The sequence below is a fragment of the Hongsoonwoonella zoysiae genome (assembly GCF_013266695.1).
In the GTDB taxonomy this organism is placed as follows: Bacteria; Pseudomonadota; Alphaproteobacteria; order Rhizobiales; family Stappiaceae; genus Hongsoonwoonella; species Hongsoonwoonella zoysiae.
In genome coordinates this window covers 607,450-625,486 of record NZ_JABRXF010000001.1, presented here as the reverse complement: position 1 = coordinate 625,486, position 18,037 = coordinate 607,450, and the positions used below count along the sequence as shown (strand labels likewise).

Genomic DNA, 18,037 nt, shown 5'->3' with positions numbered 1-18,037 from the left:
CGAAGCCGCCCTTCCTTGAACCGGGACCACGCCTCCGCGCTTCATAGCGCCAGGTAGTCGTGCCTCAGTTCCTCGTTGTCGAGAACTTCCTGCGCGGTTCCGTCGAAGACGATCTCGCCGGTGTCGAGGATGATCGCCCGGTCGGCGAGGTGAAGCGCTGCAATGGCGTTCTGCTCGACGATGATCGTCGTCATGCCGAGCGATTTGATCTCCTCGAGCGTCCTCTCGATCTCCTGCACGATGACGGGGGCTAGCCCCTCGTAGGGCTCATCCAGAAGCAGCAGCTTCACGTCGCGCGCGAGAACGCGGGCGAGCGCCAGCATCTGCTGTTCCCCGCCCGACATGGTGGTGGCTTCCTGCTCGCGCCGTTCGGCAAGGCGGGGGAAAAGCTCGTATATGCGCTCCAGAGACCATCCCTTGGGCGGGGCGATCTGGGCGAGCTTCAGGTTTTCCTCCACGGTCAGCCCCTGGATGATCCTGCGGTCTTCCGGCACCAGGCCGATGCCGTTGCGCGCGGCCTCATGCGCGCGCATTTCATGCAGCGGCTTGTGGTCGAGCCAGATCTCGCCATGGCGCACGGCGGGGCTGTCGACCCTTGCGATGGCCCGCAGGGTGGAGGTCTTGCCCGCGCCGTTTCGCCCTAGCAGGGCCAGGATCTCGCCCTCGCGCACGTTGAAGTTCACGCCTTGGACGACATAGCTTTCGCCGTAGTAGGCGTGCAGGTTCCAGACGGAGAAATAGGACCAGTCACCACCCCGGTTCTTCTGCGGCGGCACGCCGGGTGCCGCGCCCTTGTAAGGATCGTCGGAGATGAGCTTGCCGTCGCTTGCGGCCGGCTTCGCCTCTTGCGACTGGGCCTTGGGAACGATCGTCGCGACTTCGTTCATAGATGTGCGCCCCCCAGATAGGCTTCCTGGACCTTCGGATTGCCTTTGATCTTCTCCGGCACGTCCTCCACGATAACGGTTCCTTGCGCCAGGACGGAAATCCTGTCGGCAAGCGAGAAGACGACGTGCATGTCGTGTTCGATCACCACCATGGTGATCCCGCGTTTGGAGATCAGCTTCAAAAGGTCGATCGTGTTGTTGGTGTCGGCCCGCGCCATGCCGGCGGTCGGCTCGTCGAGAAGAAGCAGCTTCGGCTCCTGGACAAGGCACATGGCAAGTTCCAGCCGGCGCTTGTCGCCGCGCGAAAGCTGGCCGGCGATCTGCTCCGCCTTCTTGTCGAGGCCGACATCCTCCAGCATCGCCATCGCCTTGCCGCGCACGCCTTTTTCGTTGGCGACGCTGCGCCACATGTTGACCTTGAAGTCGCCGTCGCGCTTGGCGAAGGCGGGGATCATGACATTGTCGATCAGCGTCAGGTCGGCGAAGATTTCCGGCGTCTGGAAGACGCGGGCGATGCCGATCTGGTTGATCTCATACGGCCGGATGCCGAGCAGCGAGCGGTCGGCGAAGGTCACCGAGCCGCTGTCCGGCTCCAGCCTGCCGACGAAGCAGTTGAGCAGCGTCGACTTTCCAGCCCCGTTCGGGCCGATGATGGCATGCACCGTGCCCTCTTCCACGTCGAGGTTGACATGGCTGAGCGCCTTGAGGCCGCCAAAGCTCTTGTTGACGTCTTGAACGGAAAGAATGCCCATTTCTTGCCCCCTCACTCGGCCGGCTGGGGCGCGGCTTGCGCCGAGCCTTCGCCTCCGCCGCCGGTGGAGCGCCGGAACAGGTTGATGATCCGGTTCACGCCTTCCATCAGGCCGCCGGGCAGGAAGATGACGATCACCATGAAAAGGACCCCCAGAGTGAGGTGCCAGCCCTCGCCGACGAAGAGGCCCGTCACCGAAACGGCGATATGCTGCAGCGTTTCGGGCAGGAAGCTGAAGGCGGACAGGAGCGTCCCCTCGTTGAAGGCGGAAAAGATGTTCTCCGCGTATTTGATCACGCCCGCGCCGATCACGGGGCCAAGCAGCGTTCCCGCCCCGCCCAGGATCGTCATCAGCACCACTTCGCCCGACGCCGTCCACTGCATGCGTTCGGCACCCGCCAGCGGGTCCGTCACGGCCAGAAGGCCGCCGGCAAGGCCTGCGTACATGCCGGAGATGACAAAGGCGGCCAGCGCGTAGGGGCGCGTGTTGAGGCCGGTGTAGTTCATCCGGTTCTGGTTCGACTTCACGCCCTGCAGCATCAGCCCGAAGGGCGAGCGGAAGATGCGCAGCGCAATGTAGAAGCAAATTATCAGCAGCACGCCGCAGAAGTAGAAGCCGGGATAGCCCGTCATCTCGATGCCGAAAAGATCGGATGAGGGAAGTACGGCGCCATAGTCGCGCCCGAAGGCGGTATCGAGAATGCGCGGGTCGGATTGGGAGAGCTGCAGGCCGGTCTCGCCGTTGGTGATTGGCGTCAGCACCGAATAGGCGAGGTTGTAGCACATCTGTGCAAACGCAAGCGTGAGGATGGAGAAATAGATGCCCGTGCGCCTGAGCGAGATCCAGCCGATCAGGAGCGAGAAGAGGCCCGCCGTCAGAACGGAGAAGACGAGTGCCGGCAGCGGGTTCATGCTGAGAAGCTTGAAGGCCCACACGGTGGTATATGAGCCGACGCCCAGGAAGGCGGCGTGGCCGAAGGAGAGATATCCCGTCAGCCCCAGCAGAATGTTGAAGCCGAGCGCGAAGATGCCGTAGATCGCGAACTTCTGCAGAAGGTCGGGATATCCCGCGCCAACCGGCTCCAGGATCACGGGGCCTGCCAAAACGGCTGCGATGAACACCAGCATGAGGATGGCGTCGCTGTATTTCTTGAAAGTCTCAACCATCGCTCAGCCCTCCATCACGCCCTTACGGCCCATCAGGCCGCGCGGCCTCACAAGCAGGATGATCACGGCGATCAGGTAGATGATGATCTGGTCGATGCCGGGAAAGATGCTCTTCACTTCGTTCATGGAGGCGAAGCTTTGCAGGATGCCGAGCATGAAGCCGGCGGAGACCGCGCCGCCCAGGCTGCCCATGCCGCCCACGACGACGACGACGAAGGAAAGCACCAAAAAGTCCATGCCCATGTGGTAGTCGGGCGAAAGGATCGGCGTGTACATGACGCCGGCAAGTCCCGCCACCACGGCGGCAAGGCCGAAGACGATGGTGAAGCGGCGGTCGATGTCGATGCCGAGCAGGCCCACCGTTTCCCGGTCGGCCATGCCGGCGCGCACCACCATGCCGAATGTGGTGAATTGCAGGAAGGCAAAGACACCGGCGATCACCACGCCCGAGAAGGCCAGATACACCATGCGCCAGTAGGGGTAGACCACGGTGTTGGGCGCAAAGCCCAGAAGCGCGCCGATGTCGGCGGAGCCTGAAAGTGCGTCGGGCGCGGGCTGGGGGATCGGGTTTGCGCCGAACATGGACTTGACGAGTTCCTGCAGCACGATTGCCAGGCCGAAGGTGACGAGGATCTGCTCGACGTGCGGACGCTTGTAGAAATGCTTGATCAGGCCCCGTTCCATAACGATGCCGATGGCGAGCATGATCGGAATGGCGAAAAGGATCGAGAAGGGCACCGAATAATCGAGGATGAAGCGGCCGGCGTCGCCGAACCAGGCCTCGATGTAGGGCGTGCGGATCTCGAGCGGCGTGCCCCAGGCTGTCTGCTGCGTCGGGTCGACGGTAACCATCTCCCAGCTCAGGATTTCCTTCAGCGTCACGGCGCAGAAGGCCCCCAGCATGAAGAGCGCGCCATGGGCGAAATTCACCACGCCCAATGTGCCGAAAATCAGCGTCAGCCCCAGCGCGATCAGCGCGTAGGCGCCGCCCTTGTCCAGTCCGTTCAGGACCTGAAGTAAAATTGCGTCCATCGTCTTGAATATCCAGGCTGAATTGCCGGCCGCGTCATGCGGCCGGCTTCAGTTTTGCCATCGGGCGTATCAGGCGCCGTTGTTGTACGGGCCCAGTTCGCCACCCAGCATTTCGGCCGGATACTCGACCTGTGCGCGCGGCGTGACCTCGACCACTTCCAGAAGGTCGTAGTTCGACGTCGGGTTTTCCTTACCCCTCACGACCAGCACGTCCTTGAAGCACTGGTGGTCGGCGGCGCGGTATTCGGTCGGCCCGTTGCCGAGGCCGTCGAAGGTGAAGCCTTCGAGCGCCTTGCCCACTTCGCTTGGCATAAAGGTGCCGGCACGCTCCGCGGCGTCGGCATAAAGCAGAGCCTGGCAGTAGCAGGTGTGCGCGGCCTGGCTCGGCGGGAAACCGTACTTCTGGCCGAAGGACTTCACGAAGGCGACGGAGCCTTCGTCCTGCAGCGACCAGTGCCAGTTGGTGGAACCCAGGATGCCCTTCACGTTTTCGCCGGCACCCTGCGCCATCAGGCGGGAGTAGAGCGGAACGATGATGGCGAAGTCCTTGCCGTTCACCTGTTTGTCGCGCAGGCCGAACTGCACGGCCTGGGTGAGCGAGTTCACCATGTCCTTGCCGTAGTGGTTCAGCACCAGCACGTCGGCGCCGGAGTTCAGCACCGGGGTGATATACTGCGAGAAGTCGCCGGCACCCAGCGGCGTGCGGACGGCGGCGACCGTCTCCCAGCCCATCTGCTCGGTGTATTTCTTGATGGAACCTTCCTGCGACCAGCCCCAGGTGTAGTCGGCGGTCAGGTGATAGGCCTTGCGGTCGGTGCCATAGGCGTTCTTCAGCACGGGGCCGAGGGCAGCGCCCGACATTTCGGTGTTGAAGAAGTGGCGAAAGCCGTTGGCCCGCTTGTCCTTGCCCGTGGTGTCGTTGGAGTGGGTAAGACCGGCCATGAATATGACGCCGGCGTCCTGGCAAAGGCCCTGCACGGCAATCGCCACGCCCGAGGACGAGCCGCCGGTGATCATCACCGCGCCGTCCTTTTCGATCATGCGCTTGGCGGATGCGCGCGCGGCGTCCGATTTGGTCTGCGTGTCGCCGGTGACGAATTCCACCTTCTTGCCGAGGATGCCGTTGCCCTTCAGCGCCTTGGAGGAGAAGGTGTTCAGCATGCCGCCGTCACCCTCGCCGTTAAGGTGTTCCACCGCGAGCTGATAGGCACGCAGCTCGTCCGCGCCCTCGTCGGCATAGGCGCCGGTCTGTGGAACGTTAAAGCCAAGGATGACGCTGCCGCCCTTGGGCTCGTTCGTATAGGCGTAAGCGCCGCGGATGAAAAACTGCGGCGCGGCCAGGCCGACGCCGGCGACCGCCGCACCCTTCATGAGCCCGCGGCGGCTGATATTACGCTTGATCATGGATTCTCCTCCAACGTTTCCCGATGCCTCGTTCGAAAAGGCTTATTTTTCGCGAGCGAAGACGCGCGGGGCGCGAAGTGCTCGGAAAACTAACGTTGAGGAAATCAAAATCTTACGCAACGCTATTTTAGTATAATACCGACATAACGACACTCGGCGGCGGAAACGAATGGTTTATTTGCGAGGAAAAATAGAAATATTATGTTTTAGTAATTTGTGCATTGCAGCAAAATAAGAATATAAAAGTAAATAATGATCAAAAATTGTGCAATTAGTAATATGATGGCAATCTTTACATGATATTACATGAAGTGTTTGGCCTCGCTGCGTGTTCGGCGTTTGAGGGTATGGTCCGGCCGGCAGGCGGCGGCGTCACAAGCGTAGTAGTTCCCGCTCGCGCCTTGCCTGCTATCGCCCGCGCCTTTCGACCACCGCGACACCCGCTCCGGGAATCGTCTCCCCACCCAGGAGGATTTCGCCGTCGCCAATGAACGCCGAAATGCCCTGCTCGTCCTCCAGGTGGTTGAAGATGAACCGATGCGGACCATGGTCGCGGATCCGTATGCCGTCCGGCAGTACAAGGCGCTCGATGCCGGCCTGCGCGAGACAATAGGCCACCGTCTCGTCAAGCAAGTCCTCGTTCGGCCAACCGGCCAGATAGGCGCGTTTGTCGCTGGCAAGAAGGGCCGGGTGGCCGTCCTCGCTCTCGATGATTGCGGTCGCGTCCTCGCCGGGCCGCAGAAATTCGCGCCAGCGCTCCAGGAAAAGGCCGGCCTCACGGTACTTCAGGCGCACTTGCGCGCCGGGGCGAAGCGATTCCACGCGCCACACGTCGAAATCGATCACCTCCCGGAAGCCGCCGGGCGGAAGGTCGGCGGGTATCCGGAAATCTTGCGTCTTCGCGCCTGTGCGCGGCCCGGCGAGCACCATGGCCTGCGTGTTTGCAAGCTCGTCGATGAACTTTCGGTTCGGGCACATCAGGCCGGGCAAGATGATCAGCTTGCGGTCCCTCACGGCATCGGCCGTGGGCGGCACGACATCGATGGTCAGCCCCGCCTTGCGAAGTGCCCGGTAGAAGGCGAGCACGAGCTTCAGGTAGGAAAAGTCGGCGCCCTGCGGCTGGATTTGCCAGGCCCAGTCGCTTTCATAGTCGAAGACGAGCGCGACATCCGCACGTGCGTTCCCGACGCTCGCATCGAACTTGGCCAGTTCCGCCGAGACCGTCCGGCAGGTCTCATAAGCCGCGTTCGGGGATCCGTCCGGCAGAAGCAGCGCCTCGTGGTATTGCTCCTGTGCGAAAGGCGCCTGCCGCCAGCGGAAATACGAGACGACCTCCGCCCCCGCCGCAAACGCCTCATACGCCCACAGGCGCTGCGCGCCAGCAAGCGGCGCGGGGTTCCAGGGCGCCCAGTTCACGGGGCCGGGCTGTTGTTCCATCACCCACCAGCGCCCGCGCCCGCAGGCACGGTAAAGGTCGTGGTGGAAGGCCTGCATGTCCGGATCGCCCACGCGCATGTATTTCAGCTTGTGCGCCTCGTCGTCCCCGTCACGCTCCAGAAAGCCGAGCGGATAAGAATCCCAGGATGCGGCGTCGAGATCCTGCGAAAGCCGGTAGTGGTCGAAATCCGTCACCGAGCCCATGAAGTTGTGCAGGATGTCGCGTCCCGGAGAAAATTCACGAATAATTTCCACCTGCCGCCGGTTGAAGCGGATCACCTGATCTGAGGAAAAGCGGCGGAAGTCGAGTCGGTGCGCAGGGTTCGCCTCCGTCACGGTCAGGTTCGGCAGCTCGATCTCGCTGAAATCGCGGTATTCCATCGACCAGAAGACGTTGCCCCAGGCATCGTTAAGCCGGCTAATGGTCTGGTATTTTTCCTTCAGCCATATTCGGAAGGCGTCGCGCGCGGCTGTCGAATAGCTCACCACCGTGTCGTGGCAGCCGTATTCGTTGTCGGTCTGCCAGGCGGTAATGCCCGGATGTTTCCCGAAGCGGGTCGCAAGCTCGGTGACGATCCGGTCGCATTCCAGCGCGTAAGCCACGTGGGAGAAGCAATAGTGGCGGCGCGAGCCGAAGCCGCGCGGGCGGCCATCGGCATCCAGCGCCACCATGTCCGGCATTCGGTCTACCAGCCATTTCGGCGGGGTTGCCGTCGGCGTGCCGAGCACGACCTTCAGCCCCTTTTCATGCAGCGTGTCGATGGCGCGTTCGAGCCAGCCGAAATCATATTCGCCGGGGTTCGGCTCCAGCCTGCTCCAGGCGAATTCGCCGATTCGCACGAAGGTTATCCCCGCCTCGCGCATCATCCCGGCGTCCGTTTCCCAGCGCTCCTCGGGCCAGTGTTCGGGGTAGTAGCAAACACCCAGGCTTTGCTTGGTCATGCGAAAGATCCGTAGAGCCAGGTTTAGGAAAGGGCGTCATAGGCGGCAACGGCGGCATGCGCGCGCTTCGCCACTTCTTCCGCCGAATATCCAGGCTTGTAGAGCGAAGAGCCGAGGCCGAAGGCCCGCGTTCCCGCCTTGCGATAGGCCGCGAAATCGCCATCCGCCACACCGCCCACGGCGGCGATCACCGTTTCCTTCGGCAAGACGGCGGTCAACGCCTTGATTCCGTCGGGGCCGAGGTTGAAGGCGGGAAAGAACTTCAGCGCCGATGCGCCATGCTTCAGCGCCGCGAAGGCTTCCGTCGCCGTGAAAACGCCCGGAAGCGATACAAGCCCGAGGTGGGCTGAGCGCGAGATCACTTGCACGTCGCAATTGGGCGAGACGATCAGCCCGCCGCCGACGTCCTTTACCGCGTCGACCTGTTCCGCCTCCAGCACGGTGCCGGCCCCCACCAGTACGCTTTCAGGAAGCGCGCGCCGCAGCGCCTCGATGGATTTCAGCGGTTCCGGCGAATTGAGCGGCACTTCGATCGCCTCGAATCCGGCTTGCGCCAGCGCCTCGCCGATCGCGACCGCTTCGTCCGGCCTCACGCCGCGCACGATCGCGACGAGATCGCGCCGGAAGTCGGGCCAGGGGGTGGAAGTCGTTTCCGGCATCAGTTTCTTTCCTTGTCGCAGGGCCAGATCATCTTCGCCGCCCTGAGCAACCCCGCCCGCGTCAGGGCGCTCGCTTCGATCAATTCGGCCTTGATCGAAAGCTTGCCAAGCGCGGCTGAATAAAGCCCGCCCACCGCTTCATCGGCCACCAGCGTCACCGAATCCGGCCTTTGCCTTCCAAGCGTGTCCATGATCTCGCGTCCGATCAGAAAGCCGGAAAGCGCATCGGCTGTTTCATCGCCCGCGATATCGAACAAGAGCCCGTCGGCGCGCAGCGCGAAGAGCCCGCGCGACAGGCCTATGTCCCGGTCGATGGCGCGTTCAAGGCCGCATTGAAAGCCTTCCGACTGTGGGTCCACTCCGGGCTTCGCACCGCCGATTGAATGGCGAAGGATGGAGTGTTGGGAAAGAAGCGCGAAAAGCTCGCCCGTCATCGCGGTCGAAAAATCGGTGACCCTGCCGTTGACGATCTCGACCCATTTCGAATGCGTTCCCGGCATGAGAACCGTTCCCGAAAACGCCTCATCGCCGCTTGCCGTTGCGAGCCCCAGAAGCTGCGTTTCCTCGCCACGCATGACGTCGGGGCGGGCCGAATCGCGCCTTGCGATGCCAGGCATGATGCGGATATCCGCGCCAAGCCGGTTATCGACGCTCACCGCTTTTTCGTTCAAGCCTGAAAGCGACGCCGGAAGATCCGCATAGGGCGCTTCCCGCCATCCCTGGCGCGATCCGGCCATGCCGCAGATCATGATCTTCGGGCGTTCTGCTCGCGCATGTTCGCTCCCGCAAAGGGATGCGAGGTGCCGCCGCAATGCGGGTTCATAGTCTTCGCGTGAGAGTGTCTGCATGCCCTCTGCCGCGCGCCGTTCGGCAACCACGCTGCCGTCCGCCTGCATCAGCCAGATGCGCAGGTTCGACGTTCCCCAGTCGACGCAGATGTATTGGGTTTGCCCGCTCATGGGACGCGCCTTCCGGTAATCACATGGATGCTGTCTGGCCAGGCGAGCGGCAGACGGATGCCCGACGTCATCAATGCCGCGCCCGAAAGCGTCAGGCTTTCGCCATGGGCAAGCGGCGAGCCCGAGGAGCGCCGGGCCCGGTCGTTGATCGGGAAACCGTCTGGAAAAGCGATCTCGTAGCGCGCCTTGGGGTCAAGTCCCGTCAGGCGCACGGGTGCGGTCGCCTTTCGCGAAATCGTGGCGTCCTGCACTAAGGAGGCGACAAAGCCTGCGCCGTCTTCTGAGATTGCAATGCGCCCGCTGATCTCATCATCCGCCGGGGCAAGGTTCAGTGTCGTACCCTTGTGCAAGACATCGCGCCAGTCCTTGTGAAAACGGATCGCGTTTTTCAGCGTTTCAGCCTCATCCCCGGTCAGCGCCCTGACATCGAGTTCGAGCCCCATATGCCCGCCCACGGCCGCCGACCATGCGCGGAACACCATGTCGAGCTTGCGCCCGCTGGTGTGCGAGGGCGAAGGGCCGATGTGAAATCCGAAAAGCTCGGGCGGAAAGAACAGCGAGGCCTCGCGGTGCATCGGCCAGCGGTCATGCGCATCGTTGTTGTCGGAAAGCCAGAACCGCTCTGTGTGGCGCAGGATGCCGAAATCGATCCGCCCTCCACCGGAAGCGCAGCTTTCGATCTCGACAGTGGGATGTGCTTTCCTTACCCGGCTCAGGAGTTCGTAAAGCGCATGAACCTGTTTGGCTGCCACAGGCTTGCCGTGCCGGGCAGGTGCGGTCAGCACGCGGTTCATGTCCCATTTCAGGTATTCGATCGGATGCTGCTTGAGAAAATTGTTTAGCCGGCTAAACAGATGATCCGAAACCTCCGGCCGGGCGATATCCAGTGCCAGCTGTTGCCGGCCTTCGTGGCGGGTGTGGCCCTCAATCTCAAGCACCCAGTCGGGATGGGCGCGGTAAAGATCGCTGTCCGCGTTCACCATCTCCGGTTCCACCCAGAGGCCGAAGCCCATGCCGAGGTCGCGTACATGGTCGATCAGCGGCGTCAGACCGTCGGGGTACTTGTCGGGGTCGACCGTCCAGTCGCCAAGGCCGGCAGTGTCATCGTTTCGGTTCGGGAACCATCCGTCGTCCAGGACGAAACGTTCCACGCCAAGGCTCGCGGCCTTTTCCGCCAGTTCCTTCAGTTCGTCCACGTTGTGGCGGAAATAGACAGCTTCCCAGCTGTTGAAATGAACGGGCCTTGGTTGGTCGGGCTTCGGGTGGCGGACGATCCTCTCTCGCGCGAAGCGCTGGAATTTCCGAGCGATCCCGTTTTCGCCTTCGTCCGACCAGGCGACGAAAAGTTCCGGCGTCTCCAGCCTTTCGCCCGGTTCCAATACGCATTCGCCCGGAAGGTAGAGAATGCCGGCCTGTATCTGCCGGTCGCCGTCCGCTGTTTCCTCGGCGATCATTCGCCAGTTGCCGCTCCAGCCGAGGTGGGCTGCGATCGCTTCGCCGTGATTTAGACCTGCCGCAGAGGAAAGCGACAGGATGCCGGGGAAGGCTTCATGCGATGTTCTCCCGGTCCGGTTCTCGTGTCCCCTCTGCCCGCGCGGCCACGGGGATAACTCCCGCTGGAACTCCGCGCACCAGCGTCCGTGCCAGGTGCTCACACGGTCGTGATCTCTCGATATGGGGATGGCGGGGCACGATAGACGGTCGACGCCACGTGGGATTTCTAGGGAATTCTCTATTGCCGCTTTTGCCACGAGAATTCCCGTTTTTTCGTCGAGCTCGACGCAAATTCCAAGCCGCAATCCGGCGGTGTTATCGCTTGCCGATATCTCCAGCTTGTCCCCTTCCGCGTTGATGCCATCGAGCCGAAATTGCGTTTCGAATCCGGTGCCGTCCGCGCGGTGCGAAAGAAGGGCGGGATGACCCGCAAGCCCTTGACCCGTTTCGGGAAAAAGCGAAAGGGGGAAGGCCTCGTCCAGGCCCGCGTGAACAACCGGACGGGCAGTGGCAAGCGCCAGTGCGGCCAGATCTTCATCCCCGGGTAGCGCTTTCCCGAAGTGGATGACGTGCGGAAGGCGATCGTCTTCGGCAGCAAGCGCCAGCGTCACACCACCGCCGTCGATCCGCCACGTCCGGATTTTTCCTTTTATGTCAGTACCCTGGCTGCCGGTCATGGCGAACCCCGCATCAGCCCTTGGTCGCGCCGAGGGTCAGCCCGGCGATGAAGTGTTTCTGCATCAGGAAAAACATGATCACCGGCGGAAGGGCGGCGACGATAGAACCGGCGGAGACCAGGTGCCACGCCGCAAGCCATTGACCGTTTAGGGAATATAGCCCTGCGGTCACGGGCAAGGCGTGCTTTCCCTGCACCAGCACCGTCGCCCAGAAGTAATCGTTCCAGATGAATGTGAAGACGAGAACGGAAAGGGCGGCAATCGCAGGCCGCATCAGCGGCATGACGACGCGGGTGAAAATCTGCCATTCCGAAACGCCTTCTACCCTCGCGGCTTCAATGAGTTCAAAGGGAAGCGCGCGGATGAAGTTGCGCATGAAAAGCGTACAGAACCCGGTCTGGAAAGCGACATGGAACAGCACCAGTCCAGCGGTCGTGTCGTAAAGACCGAGGTTCAGCGTCATGTCGCGAACCGGAACCATAAGTATCTGAAAAGGAACGAAATTTCCGGCAACGAACATGAAGAAGAGCGCCAGGTTACCCTTGAAACGATAGATGCCGAAGGCAAAGCCCGTCAGGCAGGAAAGGCCGACGGCGCCAATGACGGTCGGGATCGTGACCTTGAAGGAATTCAGGATATAGGCGCCGATCGGCGAGTTTTCGAAAATCGCGGTATAGTTTTCAAGAAGATGAAAGTCGCGCGGCCAGCCCCAATAATTGCCGGCGGCAAGATCTCCCGCCGAACGGATCGAGGTCAGCATCACCGCAAGCAGCGGAATAAGCCAGAGGAACAGAGAAACCGGCAGGGCTACCTTGTAAACTCCGCGCCAATGCGCGCCCGACTTCTCGATTGGCGCCGGGAACATCAGCGCGCCCCCCGCTCTTCGGAGAACATCCGCACAAGGAAGACCGTGATGTAGACCATCATGATGGCGAAGAGCACGACGGCGATCGCCGCCCCGTAGCCCATGCGGAAGCCATATTCCGAGAGCGCCTGTTCATACATGTAGTAGGCCAGTACGCGGCTCGACCCATATGGGCCGCCGTCGGTCATGATCGATACGAGATCGAAGGAGCGCAGCGCGCCGATCACCGTGACGACGACGGCGATGAAAGTCGCGGGCCGGAGTTGCGGCAGGACGACATGCCAGAGCATGCGGATGCCTTTCGCGCCGTCGAGACGGCCGGCCTCGATCTGCTCCGGAGAAATATTATTCAAACCAGTGAGATAGAGGATCATGCAGTAGGCGATCTGCGGCCAGAGGCCTGCGACGATGATGCCGTAGGTGACGTAGTCCTCATCCGCCAGAACCGCGATGGGCTTCAGCCCGAAAGCCTCGAAAACCTGCGCCAGAAGGCCGAAGGAAGGGTCGTAGAACCATGCGAAAACGAGGCCGACGACCACCTGGCTGAGGACGAAGGGAAAGAAGAACAGCGACTTTATGAGGCGGATGCCGAAGACGGTCTGGTTCAAAAAAAGCGCCACGAACAGCCCCGCCGGCACGGCGAGCATATAGAGGACGAGCCATATCACGTTGTTTTTCAACGACGTATAGAATGCGTCGTCGTCGAAAAGCTCGACGTAATTGGCAATCCCGATGAACGTCTTTTCGCCGATGCCGTCCCACTCGTAGAGGCTGATCCACATGGATTGAAAGATCGGCAGGATCACGTAGACGAGAAACATGAAGGCGCCCGGAGCAAGAAACAGCCATGGCGCGGCCTGGCGCTGGTGACGCTGCCAGAATGTCGTGGTGCCGGATATGGCCGCTGGCCGGTTCATCCCTGCCGCCTTTCGATGGACCTCAAGAGAAGGAAAGGCCGGGCGGAAAGCGCCGCCCGGCATCATTCATCTTACGGCTACTTGTAGACGCGGGAACGAATCTTCTCGAGACGCTCGAGAATCCGGTCCTGGTTGCCGGGCTTCACCATGAATTCCTGGAAGCCTTCCATACCGGCTTTCGCCATTTCCGCACGGGCATCACGATCATAGAACTGCGCGAGAGCATAAGCTTCCGACAGCATCTCGAAGCCCTGGCTCAGGTATTTGTCCTCCGGACGCTTCGAGCCCTTGTTGGTCGGCAACTGACCAAGGATCTCGTTCATCTGCGTCTGGACTTCGGCGCGGGCGACATAGGCCAGGAATTTCTTCGCGTCTTCCTTGTTGCTGGCGTTCGCCGGAATGTGGATCGTGTCGGTCGGCGCGTCCTCGGCCTTGGGTAGCCCCGGCGTGATTTCCGGGAATTGCATGAAGCCGAGCTGATCTTCGGTAAGTCCGCCGGACTTGAAGAGGTCGACGGCGAAATTGCCCATCAGATACATCGCCGCCTCGCCGTTGACGAAGAAAGGCACGGCCTCCTGCCAGTCGTAGGCGGCGTGGTTTTCAAGGAAATAACCAGGTTCAACCAGCTCCGACCACTTGTCGAACACCTCGACGACCTTCGGGTCGGTATAGGGAACCTTTCCGGCCGTAAGGTCCATGTGGAACTCGTAGCCGTTGACGCGCAGGTTCATGTAGTCGAACCAGCCGCCCGTCGGCCACAGCGCCTTGGAGCCGATGGCGAACGGCGTGATGCCGTTTTCCTTGAGTTTTGCGGCTGCCGCCTTCAGTTCGTCCCAGGTCTTCGGAACCTCGATGCCGAGATCGTCAAAGATATCCTGACGATAATAGATACCCCACTGGTAGTAGGTGTAGGGAACGCCCCATTTCTTTCCGTCGATCGTCATCGAGGAGGCGGCGGAGGCGAGGCTTTCGTTCAGCCCGTTTCCCTCCCAGACGTCGCTTACATCCTCGAAAAGGCCGGCATTGACGAAGGGCGCCATCCGGTTTCCGGCATACCAGGCGGCGATATCGGGCGCTTCGGCCGTCAGGAAGTTGCGGATCGACGTCTTGTAACCCTCGTGATCGAAGATGTTCCACTTGACCTCGACGTCTGGGTTTTCGGCCTTGAAACCTTCGATCGCGGCTTCGAAAGCGGCCTTGGGGGCCGGATCCGAAGTGTCGGTGTTGATCACGAGCGTGCCGGCGTGCGCCGAAGCGGCCAGGCCGAGCGACAGGACGGCGGCGAGCATGGCCGGCTGACCGGCGGATTTCCTTGAGAACATGTTTCCTCCCAATGCCGCTGGCGCGGCGTGTTTCCCGGCGGTGCCGGGCTCGTTCTCCCGATTTCGAAACAAACGTCGAAACAAGTGCCGAGACACCGGAAGGTTCCGCTTGACGGGAATATTAAAGTCTCATTCAATGGAACTAAGTTTCGACTATTGAAAATCTTAAGAAGAGTGCTTAGGACTGTCAAGACGGCAGGAGCAGTTCGATGCGAGAAGCGGAAGCGCTGAAAACAGGCGGAAAGGACATGCATTCGGATGCGGGTGCAGCCCGTGGCAGCGACCTTTCAAGCCCCATTTCCAAGGCGTTTTTTCTGCTCGACGCTATTGCGGCAAGCGACGGCCCGGCGCGGTTCGCGGAGTTGCAGCGCGCAAGCGGGTTTCCAAAGGCGACGCTGCACCGTCTTCTGCGGCAACTTGAGCAGGAGGGGATGGTCGCCCACGATGCTCGCGCGCAGCGCTATCGCCTCGGCCTTCGCCTGATCAGGCTCGCTCACGGCGCATGGCAGGATGCCTCGCTCGCGCAGGTGGGCGGGCCCTATATCGAAGAGCTTTCGGCAGAACTCGGCATGACCGTTCATCTCGGCTGCCTTGAGAGCGGCCAGGTGCTCTACCTCGACAAACGCAACCGTACCCACGGAATCGAGATGTTTTCCCGCCCCGGGCGCATCGGTCCGGCCTATTGCACGGGCATTGGAAAAGCGATGCTGGCAAACCTGCCACCGGAGCGGCTTTGCGAGGCGTTGGACCGGCAGGCCTTCTACCGTCACACGCCAAAAACGTTGATCGACCGCGCGGCACTTGAGGCGGAATTGGCCGAAATCCGCGAACGTGGCTACGCCTTCGACAATGAGGAGCACGAGCCTTCGATCATCTGTGTCGCCGTGCCGATTTTGTCAGTCGGGGGCGCGTTGATCGGCGGACTTTCGGTTACGACGACGACGCTTGCGGGCTCGATTGAAAAGCTGGAGGCGATGGTGCCTCAACTGCAGAAGACCGCGCATCGCATTGCGCGCGCCGCGGAGGTCCAGTTTCTCGACCGCTGACAATAGCATTAGTGACAGGATTGTTTGGGAGGACATTCAATGGCCCGGGTGGAACTTGAGGGAGTGCGCAAGACTTTCGGCACGACGGACGTCATTCATGGTGTCGATCTTGAGATCGAGGATGGCGATTTCGTCGTTTTCGTGGGTCCTTCAGGCTGCGGCAAGTCCACGCTCCTGCGCATGATCGCGGGGCTGGAGGATGTCACCTCCGGCGAAGTGACGATCGGCGGCGAACGGGTGACCGGGATCGATCCCGCCAAGCGCGGCGTGGCCATGGTTTTCCAGTCCTATGCGCTCTATCCGCATATGACGGTGGAGGAGAACATGAGCTTCGGCCTGAGGATGACCGGAGCGCCGAAGGCGGAGATCGCCGGGCGCGTGCGCCGTGCTTCGGAAATCCTGCAGCTCGACGCGCTGCTTCGCCGCAAACCGTCGCAGCTTTCCGGCGGCCAGCGCCAGCGGGTTGCCATCGGCCGGGCAATCGTAAGAAACCCGCGCGTGTTCCTGTTCGACGAGCCGCTTTCCAACCTCGATGCGGAGCTTCGTGTGCAGATGCGCGTGGAAATTGCCAAGCTTCACCGCGAACTTGGAAACACGATGATCTATGTCACCCACGATCAGACGGAGGCCATGACGCTGGCCGACAAGATCGTGGTATTGCGCTCAGGCCGCGTGGAGCAATTCGGAACGCCGCTGGAGCTTTACGAAAACCCGGCGAATGCCTTCGTCGCCGGCTTCATCGGCTCGCCGAAGATGAATTTCCTGAATGCGATCGCGACCGATGGCGGCGCGGGCCGCGTGAAGCTCGGCGGCGACGGACCGACGCTCGACCTGCCGATCGAAGGTGCTGCGCTGAAATCCGGCACGACGGTGCGCGTCGGCATCCGCCCGGAGCATATGGACAAGTCCGGCGATGCGGATGTCAGCCTGCCGCTCACCGTGGAAGTGGTCGAGCATCTGGGCGGTACGTCCTATGTTCACGGGCGCTTGCCGGATGGCGAGATCGTGGTGCTGGAGCGGCGCGGATACGACACGCACAGGGTGGGCGAAACCGTCGAGGCGGCTTTCAGCCTGAGCGATGTCCGCGTGTTCGACGAGGGCGGGTTGCGACTCAGATAAGCGGCTATTTCCTGGCCGACCCGACCGAGGGTCGAAAGACGAGGTCGACCGGTGCGACTTCCTGGAGCTCGCTTGCCGGCTTTCCGGCGATTCGGCCGAGCAGGATTTCGGCCAGACGGTAACCGCCGTTCCTGATGGAGGAAACGGTGGCGGCAAGCGGCGGCTCCAGCGTTTCGGCCTTGAGGAACGGCAGACCGTCGTCATGGGCGATAATGGAAATATCCCGGCCGATCGTGAGCCCCCGATCCCGCGCGGCGCGATAGGCGCCGAAGGCGAGCAGGACACTTGCCGCCAGGACCGCGGTCGGTGGGGCCGGGCGATCGATCAAATGGCATGTCTGGCGGTAGCCCATTTCCTCCACCATCGGGCCATTGAAGATCAGCTCCGGGTCGGCGGACAGGCCGCGCCCGGCAAGGGCCAAGCGAAAGCCTTCTTCGCGCGCCTGGGCGAAATTGAGTTCGCGGATGCCGTTCAATAGCGCAATCCGTTCGTGGCCGAGGTCGAGCAATAGCTCCGTCGCCTGGCGGAATGCGCCTTCGTTGTCGATATCGAAATAAGGAAAGTCCAGGCCATCTTGCGAGCGGCCGTGAACGGCGAAGGGCATGTTCAGCCCGGCAAGCAGGGAAAGACGTTCGTCGTGGCTTCGCGGGGAAGAGACGATGAAGCCGTCGACGCGGCCCATGGTCGCCAGATGGCGGTAGGTATCAAGCTCCTCGGTCTTGCGGGTCGCTTTCAGGGAAAGATCCATGTCCGCTTCGCCGAATTTTTCGGCAAGACCTGCGAGAAAATCGGAAAAATGCGGATCCACGAGCAGGTTCCGCTCGGCGGGAAACAGGATCGCGACGCTGCCCGTCCGCCCCGTCGCCAGACGCCGGGCCGCGGCGTTCGGCGTGTAGCCGAACCGCCTCGCCGCCTCGACAATCCGCCGCCGTGTTTCCTCGGCAACTTCCGGGTAGCCGTTGAGCGCGCGCGAAACTGTCGTTTGCGAAAGCTGCAGGTGTTCGGCGAGGTCCTTGAGTTTCATCTTTTCTTCAAAGCGCTTTGGATTTTGCGGCTACAGTACAAATTTGCGCCTCGCACCCCTTTGGTTCGATGCCACCATGATTGCCGGAAATCCACTGAACGGCAACAGGAAACAGCAGGAGCTTGCCGTTTACGAAATTGGCCTCGTAAAAGTGCTAGTTGACTCGCTTTCGGCGATGCTCTTATGCTTTCTCCAAAGCGCTTTGGGAGAAGGGTTTGCGAAGTCGAAATTCAGCCCGTTCGCTCGTCGACGTGTCATTCGGCGCCTGAATTCAGACATTACAGGCGCAGTCTGGGTGCCGGGGCCGGGAATTGGCGTGAAGCTTTGAAGCGCAT

Annotated in this window: 16 protein-coding genes; 3 read left to right on the top strand and 13 right to left on the bottom strand. The window is 61.6% G+C overall.

Features of this window, described 5'->3' with window-relative positions; all coding sequences use genetic code 11:
* Positions 1-41: 41 nt before the first annotated feature.
* The 12 genes from HPQ64_RS02850 to HPQ64_RS02795 form a co-directional block, all read right to left on the bottom strand.
* Positions 42-887: an ABC transporter ATP-binding protein gene (locus tag HPQ64_RS02850; protein ID WP_172886866.1), complete on the bottom strand. Its 846-nt coding sequence runs from the start codon at positions 885-887 to the stop codon at positions 42-44.
* Entirely contained in the window at positions 884-1,639 is a 756-nt protein-coding gene (locus HPQ64_RS02845) for an ABC transporter ATP-binding protein (RefSeq protein WP_172886865.1), read from the bottom strand. The genes HPQ64_RS02850 and HPQ64_RS02845 overlap by 4 nt, the downstream gene beginning before the upstream one ends.
* Positions 1,640-1,650: 11 nt before the next feature.
* Positions 1,651-2,805, bottom strand: coding sequence for a branched-chain amino acid ABC transporter permease (locus HPQ64_RS02840; RefSeq protein ID WP_210260066.1), 1,155 nt, complete (start codon positions 2,803-2,805; stop codon positions 1,651-1,653).
* 3 nt (positions 2,806-2,808) lie between these two features.
* Positions 2,809-3,837, bottom strand: coding sequence for a branched-chain amino acid ABC transporter permease (locus HPQ64_RS02835; RefSeq protein WP_172886864.1), 1,029 nt, complete (start codon positions 3,835-3,837; stop codon positions 2,809-2,811).
* 69 nt (positions 3,838-3,906) lie between these two features.
* The gene (locus HPQ64_RS02830) at positions 3,907-5,241 is read right to left on the bottom strand and encodes a substrate-binding protein (RefSeq protein ID WP_172886863.1); all 1,335 of its coding nucleotides are present in this window, start codon (positions 5,239-5,241) and stop codon (positions 3,907-3,909) included.
* 408 nt (positions 5,242-5,649) lie between these two features.
* Positions 5,650-7,620 (bottom strand): beta-galactosidase, encoded by a 1,971-nt coding sequence (locus HPQ64_RS02825; protein WP_172886862.1) that lies wholly within the window; start codon positions 7,618-7,620, stop codon positions 5,650-5,652.
* Positions 7,621-7,643: 23 nt separating this feature from the next.
* Positions 7,644-8,279 carry a 2-dehydro-3-deoxy-6-phosphogalactonate aldolase gene (locus HPQ64_RS02820; protein WP_172886861.1) on the bottom strand — a complete coding sequence of 212 codons (636 nt, stop codon included), beginning with the start codon at positions 8,277-8,279 and terminating at the stop codon, positions 7,644-7,646.
* Positions 8,279-9,238: a 2-dehydro-3-deoxygalactonokinase gene (locus HPQ64_RS02815; protein ID WP_172886860.1), complete on the bottom strand. Its 960-nt coding sequence runs from the start codon at positions 9,236-9,238 to the stop codon at positions 8,279-8,281. Before HPQ64_RS02815 ends, HPQ64_RS02820 begins: the two co-directional genes overlap by 1 nt.
* A complete protein-coding gene (locus HPQ64_RS02810) occupies positions 9,235-11,409 on the bottom strand; it encodes an alpha-galactosidase (RefSeq protein WP_172886859.1) in 2,175 nt (724 codons plus the stop codon). The genes HPQ64_RS02815 and HPQ64_RS02810 overlap by 4 nt, the downstream gene beginning before the upstream one ends.
* A gap of 13 nt (positions 11,410-11,422) precedes the next feature.
* Entirely contained in the window at positions 11,423-12,274 is an 852-nt protein-coding gene (locus tag HPQ64_RS02805; RefSeq protein WP_172886858.1) for a carbohydrate ABC transporter permease, read from the bottom strand.
* The gene (locus HPQ64_RS02800) at positions 12,274-13,191 is read right to left on the bottom strand and encodes a carbohydrate ABC transporter permease (protein WP_172886857.1); all 918 of its coding nucleotides are present in this window, start codon (positions 13,189-13,191) and stop codon (positions 12,274-12,276) included. Before HPQ64_RS02800 ends, HPQ64_RS02805 begins: the two co-directional genes overlap by 1 nt.
* 77 nt (positions 13,192-13,268) lie before the next feature.
* On the bottom strand, positions 13,269-14,513 hold the full coding sequence (locus HPQ64_RS02795) for an ABC transporter substrate-binding protein (protein WP_172886856.1): 1,245 nt from the start codon (positions 14,511-14,513) through the stop codon (positions 13,269-13,271).
* 209 nt (positions 14,514-14,722) lie between these two features.
* Here HPQ64_RS02795 and HPQ64_RS02790 point away from each other — a divergent pair, with 209 nt between their 5' ends.
* Positions 14,723-15,559: an IclR family transcriptional regulator gene (locus HPQ64_RS02790; protein ID WP_210260065.1), complete on the top strand. Its 837-nt coding sequence runs from the start codon at positions 14,723-14,725 to the stop codon at positions 15,557-15,559.
* A gap of 39 nt (positions 15,560-15,598) precedes the next feature.
* The gene (locus HPQ64_RS02785; RefSeq protein ID WP_172886855.1) at positions 15,599-16,678 is read left to right on the top strand and encodes an ABC transporter ATP-binding protein; all 1,080 of its coding nucleotides are present in this window, start codon (positions 15,599-15,601) and stop codon (positions 16,676-16,678) included.
* 4 nt (positions 16,679-16,682) lie between these two features.
* Here the strand turns inward: HPQ64_RS02785 and HPQ64_RS02780 are convergent, their stop codons facing one another.
* Positions 16,683-17,702 (bottom strand): substrate-binding domain-containing protein, encoded by a 1,020-nt coding sequence (locus tag HPQ64_RS02780; protein WP_172886854.1) that lies wholly within the window; start codon positions 17,700-17,702, stop codon positions 16,683-16,685.
* On the opposite strand from HPQ64_RS02780, the gene HPQ64_RS02775 reads away from it, so the two are divergent.
* Positions 17,692-18,030, top strand: coding sequence for a hypothetical protein (locus tag HPQ64_RS02775; protein WP_172886853.1), 339 nt, complete (start codon positions 17,692-17,694; stop codon positions 18,028-18,030). The genes HPQ64_RS02780 and HPQ64_RS02775 overlap by 11 nt on opposite strands.
* Positions 18,031-18,037 lie beyond the last annotated feature (7 nt).

What these genes read in the sequence shown, in the direction of transcription:
- HPQ64_RS02810 (WP_172886859.1), bottom strand. Translation starts at nt 11,409, where the DNA reads ATGACCGGCAGCCAGGGTACTGACATAAAAGGAAAAATCCGGACGTGG.
- HPQ64_RS02800 (WP_172886857.1), bottom strand. Translation starts at nt 13,191, where the DNA reads ATGAACCGGCCAGCGGCCATATCCGGCACCACGACATTCTGGCAGCGT.
- HPQ64_RS02780 (WP_172886854.1), bottom strand. Translation starts at nt 17,702, where the DNA reads ATGAAACTCAAGGACCTCGCCGAACACCTGCAGCTTTCGCAAACGACA.
- HPQ64_RS02830 (WP_172886863.1), bottom strand. Translation starts at nt 5,241, where the DNA reads ATGATCAAGCGTAATATCAGCCGCCGCGGGCTCATGAAGGGTGCGGCG.
- HPQ64_RS02840 (WP_210260066.1), bottom strand. Translation starts at nt 2,805, where the DNA reads ATGGTTGAGACTTTCAAGAAATACAGCGACGCCATCCTCATGCTGGTG.
- HPQ64_RS02850 (WP_172886866.1), bottom strand. Translation starts at nt 887, where the DNA reads ATGAACGAAGTCGCGACGATCGTTCCCAAGGCCCAGTCGCAAGAGGCG.
- HPQ64_RS02820 (WP_172886861.1), bottom strand. Translation starts at nt 8,279, where the DNA reads ATGCCGGAAACGACTTCCACCCCCTGGCCCGACTTCCGGCGCGATCTC.
- HPQ64_RS02825 (WP_172886862.1), bottom strand. Translation starts at nt 7,620, where the DNA reads ATGACCAAGCAAAGCCTGGGTGTTTGCTACTACCCCGAACACTGGCCC.
- HPQ64_RS02805 (WP_172886858.1), bottom strand. Translation starts at nt 12,274, where the DNA reads ATGTTCCCGGCGCCAATCGAGAAGTCGGGCGCGCATTGGCGCGGAGTT.
- HPQ64_RS02835 (WP_172886864.1), bottom strand. Translation starts at nt 3,837, where the DNA reads ATGGACGCAATTTTACTTCAGGTCCTGAACGGACTGGACAAGGGCGGC.
- HPQ64_RS02795 (WP_172886856.1), bottom strand. Translation starts at nt 14,513, where the DNA reads ATGTTCTCAAGGAAATCCGCCGGTCAGCCGGCCATGCTCGCCGCCGTC.
- HPQ64_RS02790 (WP_210260065.1), top strand. Translation starts at nt 14,723, where the DNA reads ATGCGAGAAGCGGAAGCGCTGAAAACAGGCGGAAAGGACATGCATTCG.
- HPQ64_RS02785 (WP_172886855.1), top strand. Translation starts at nt 15,599, where the DNA reads ATGGCCCGGGTGGAACTTGAGGGAGTGCGCAAGACTTTCGGCACGACG.
- HPQ64_RS02815 (WP_172886860.1), bottom strand. Translation starts at nt 9,238, where the DNA reads ATGAGCGGGCAAACCCAATACATCTGCGTCGACTGGGGAACGTCGAAC.
- HPQ64_RS02845 (WP_172886865.1), bottom strand. Translation starts at nt 1,639, where the DNA reads ATGGGCATTCTTTCCGTTCAAGACGTCAACAAGAGCTTTGGCGGCCTC.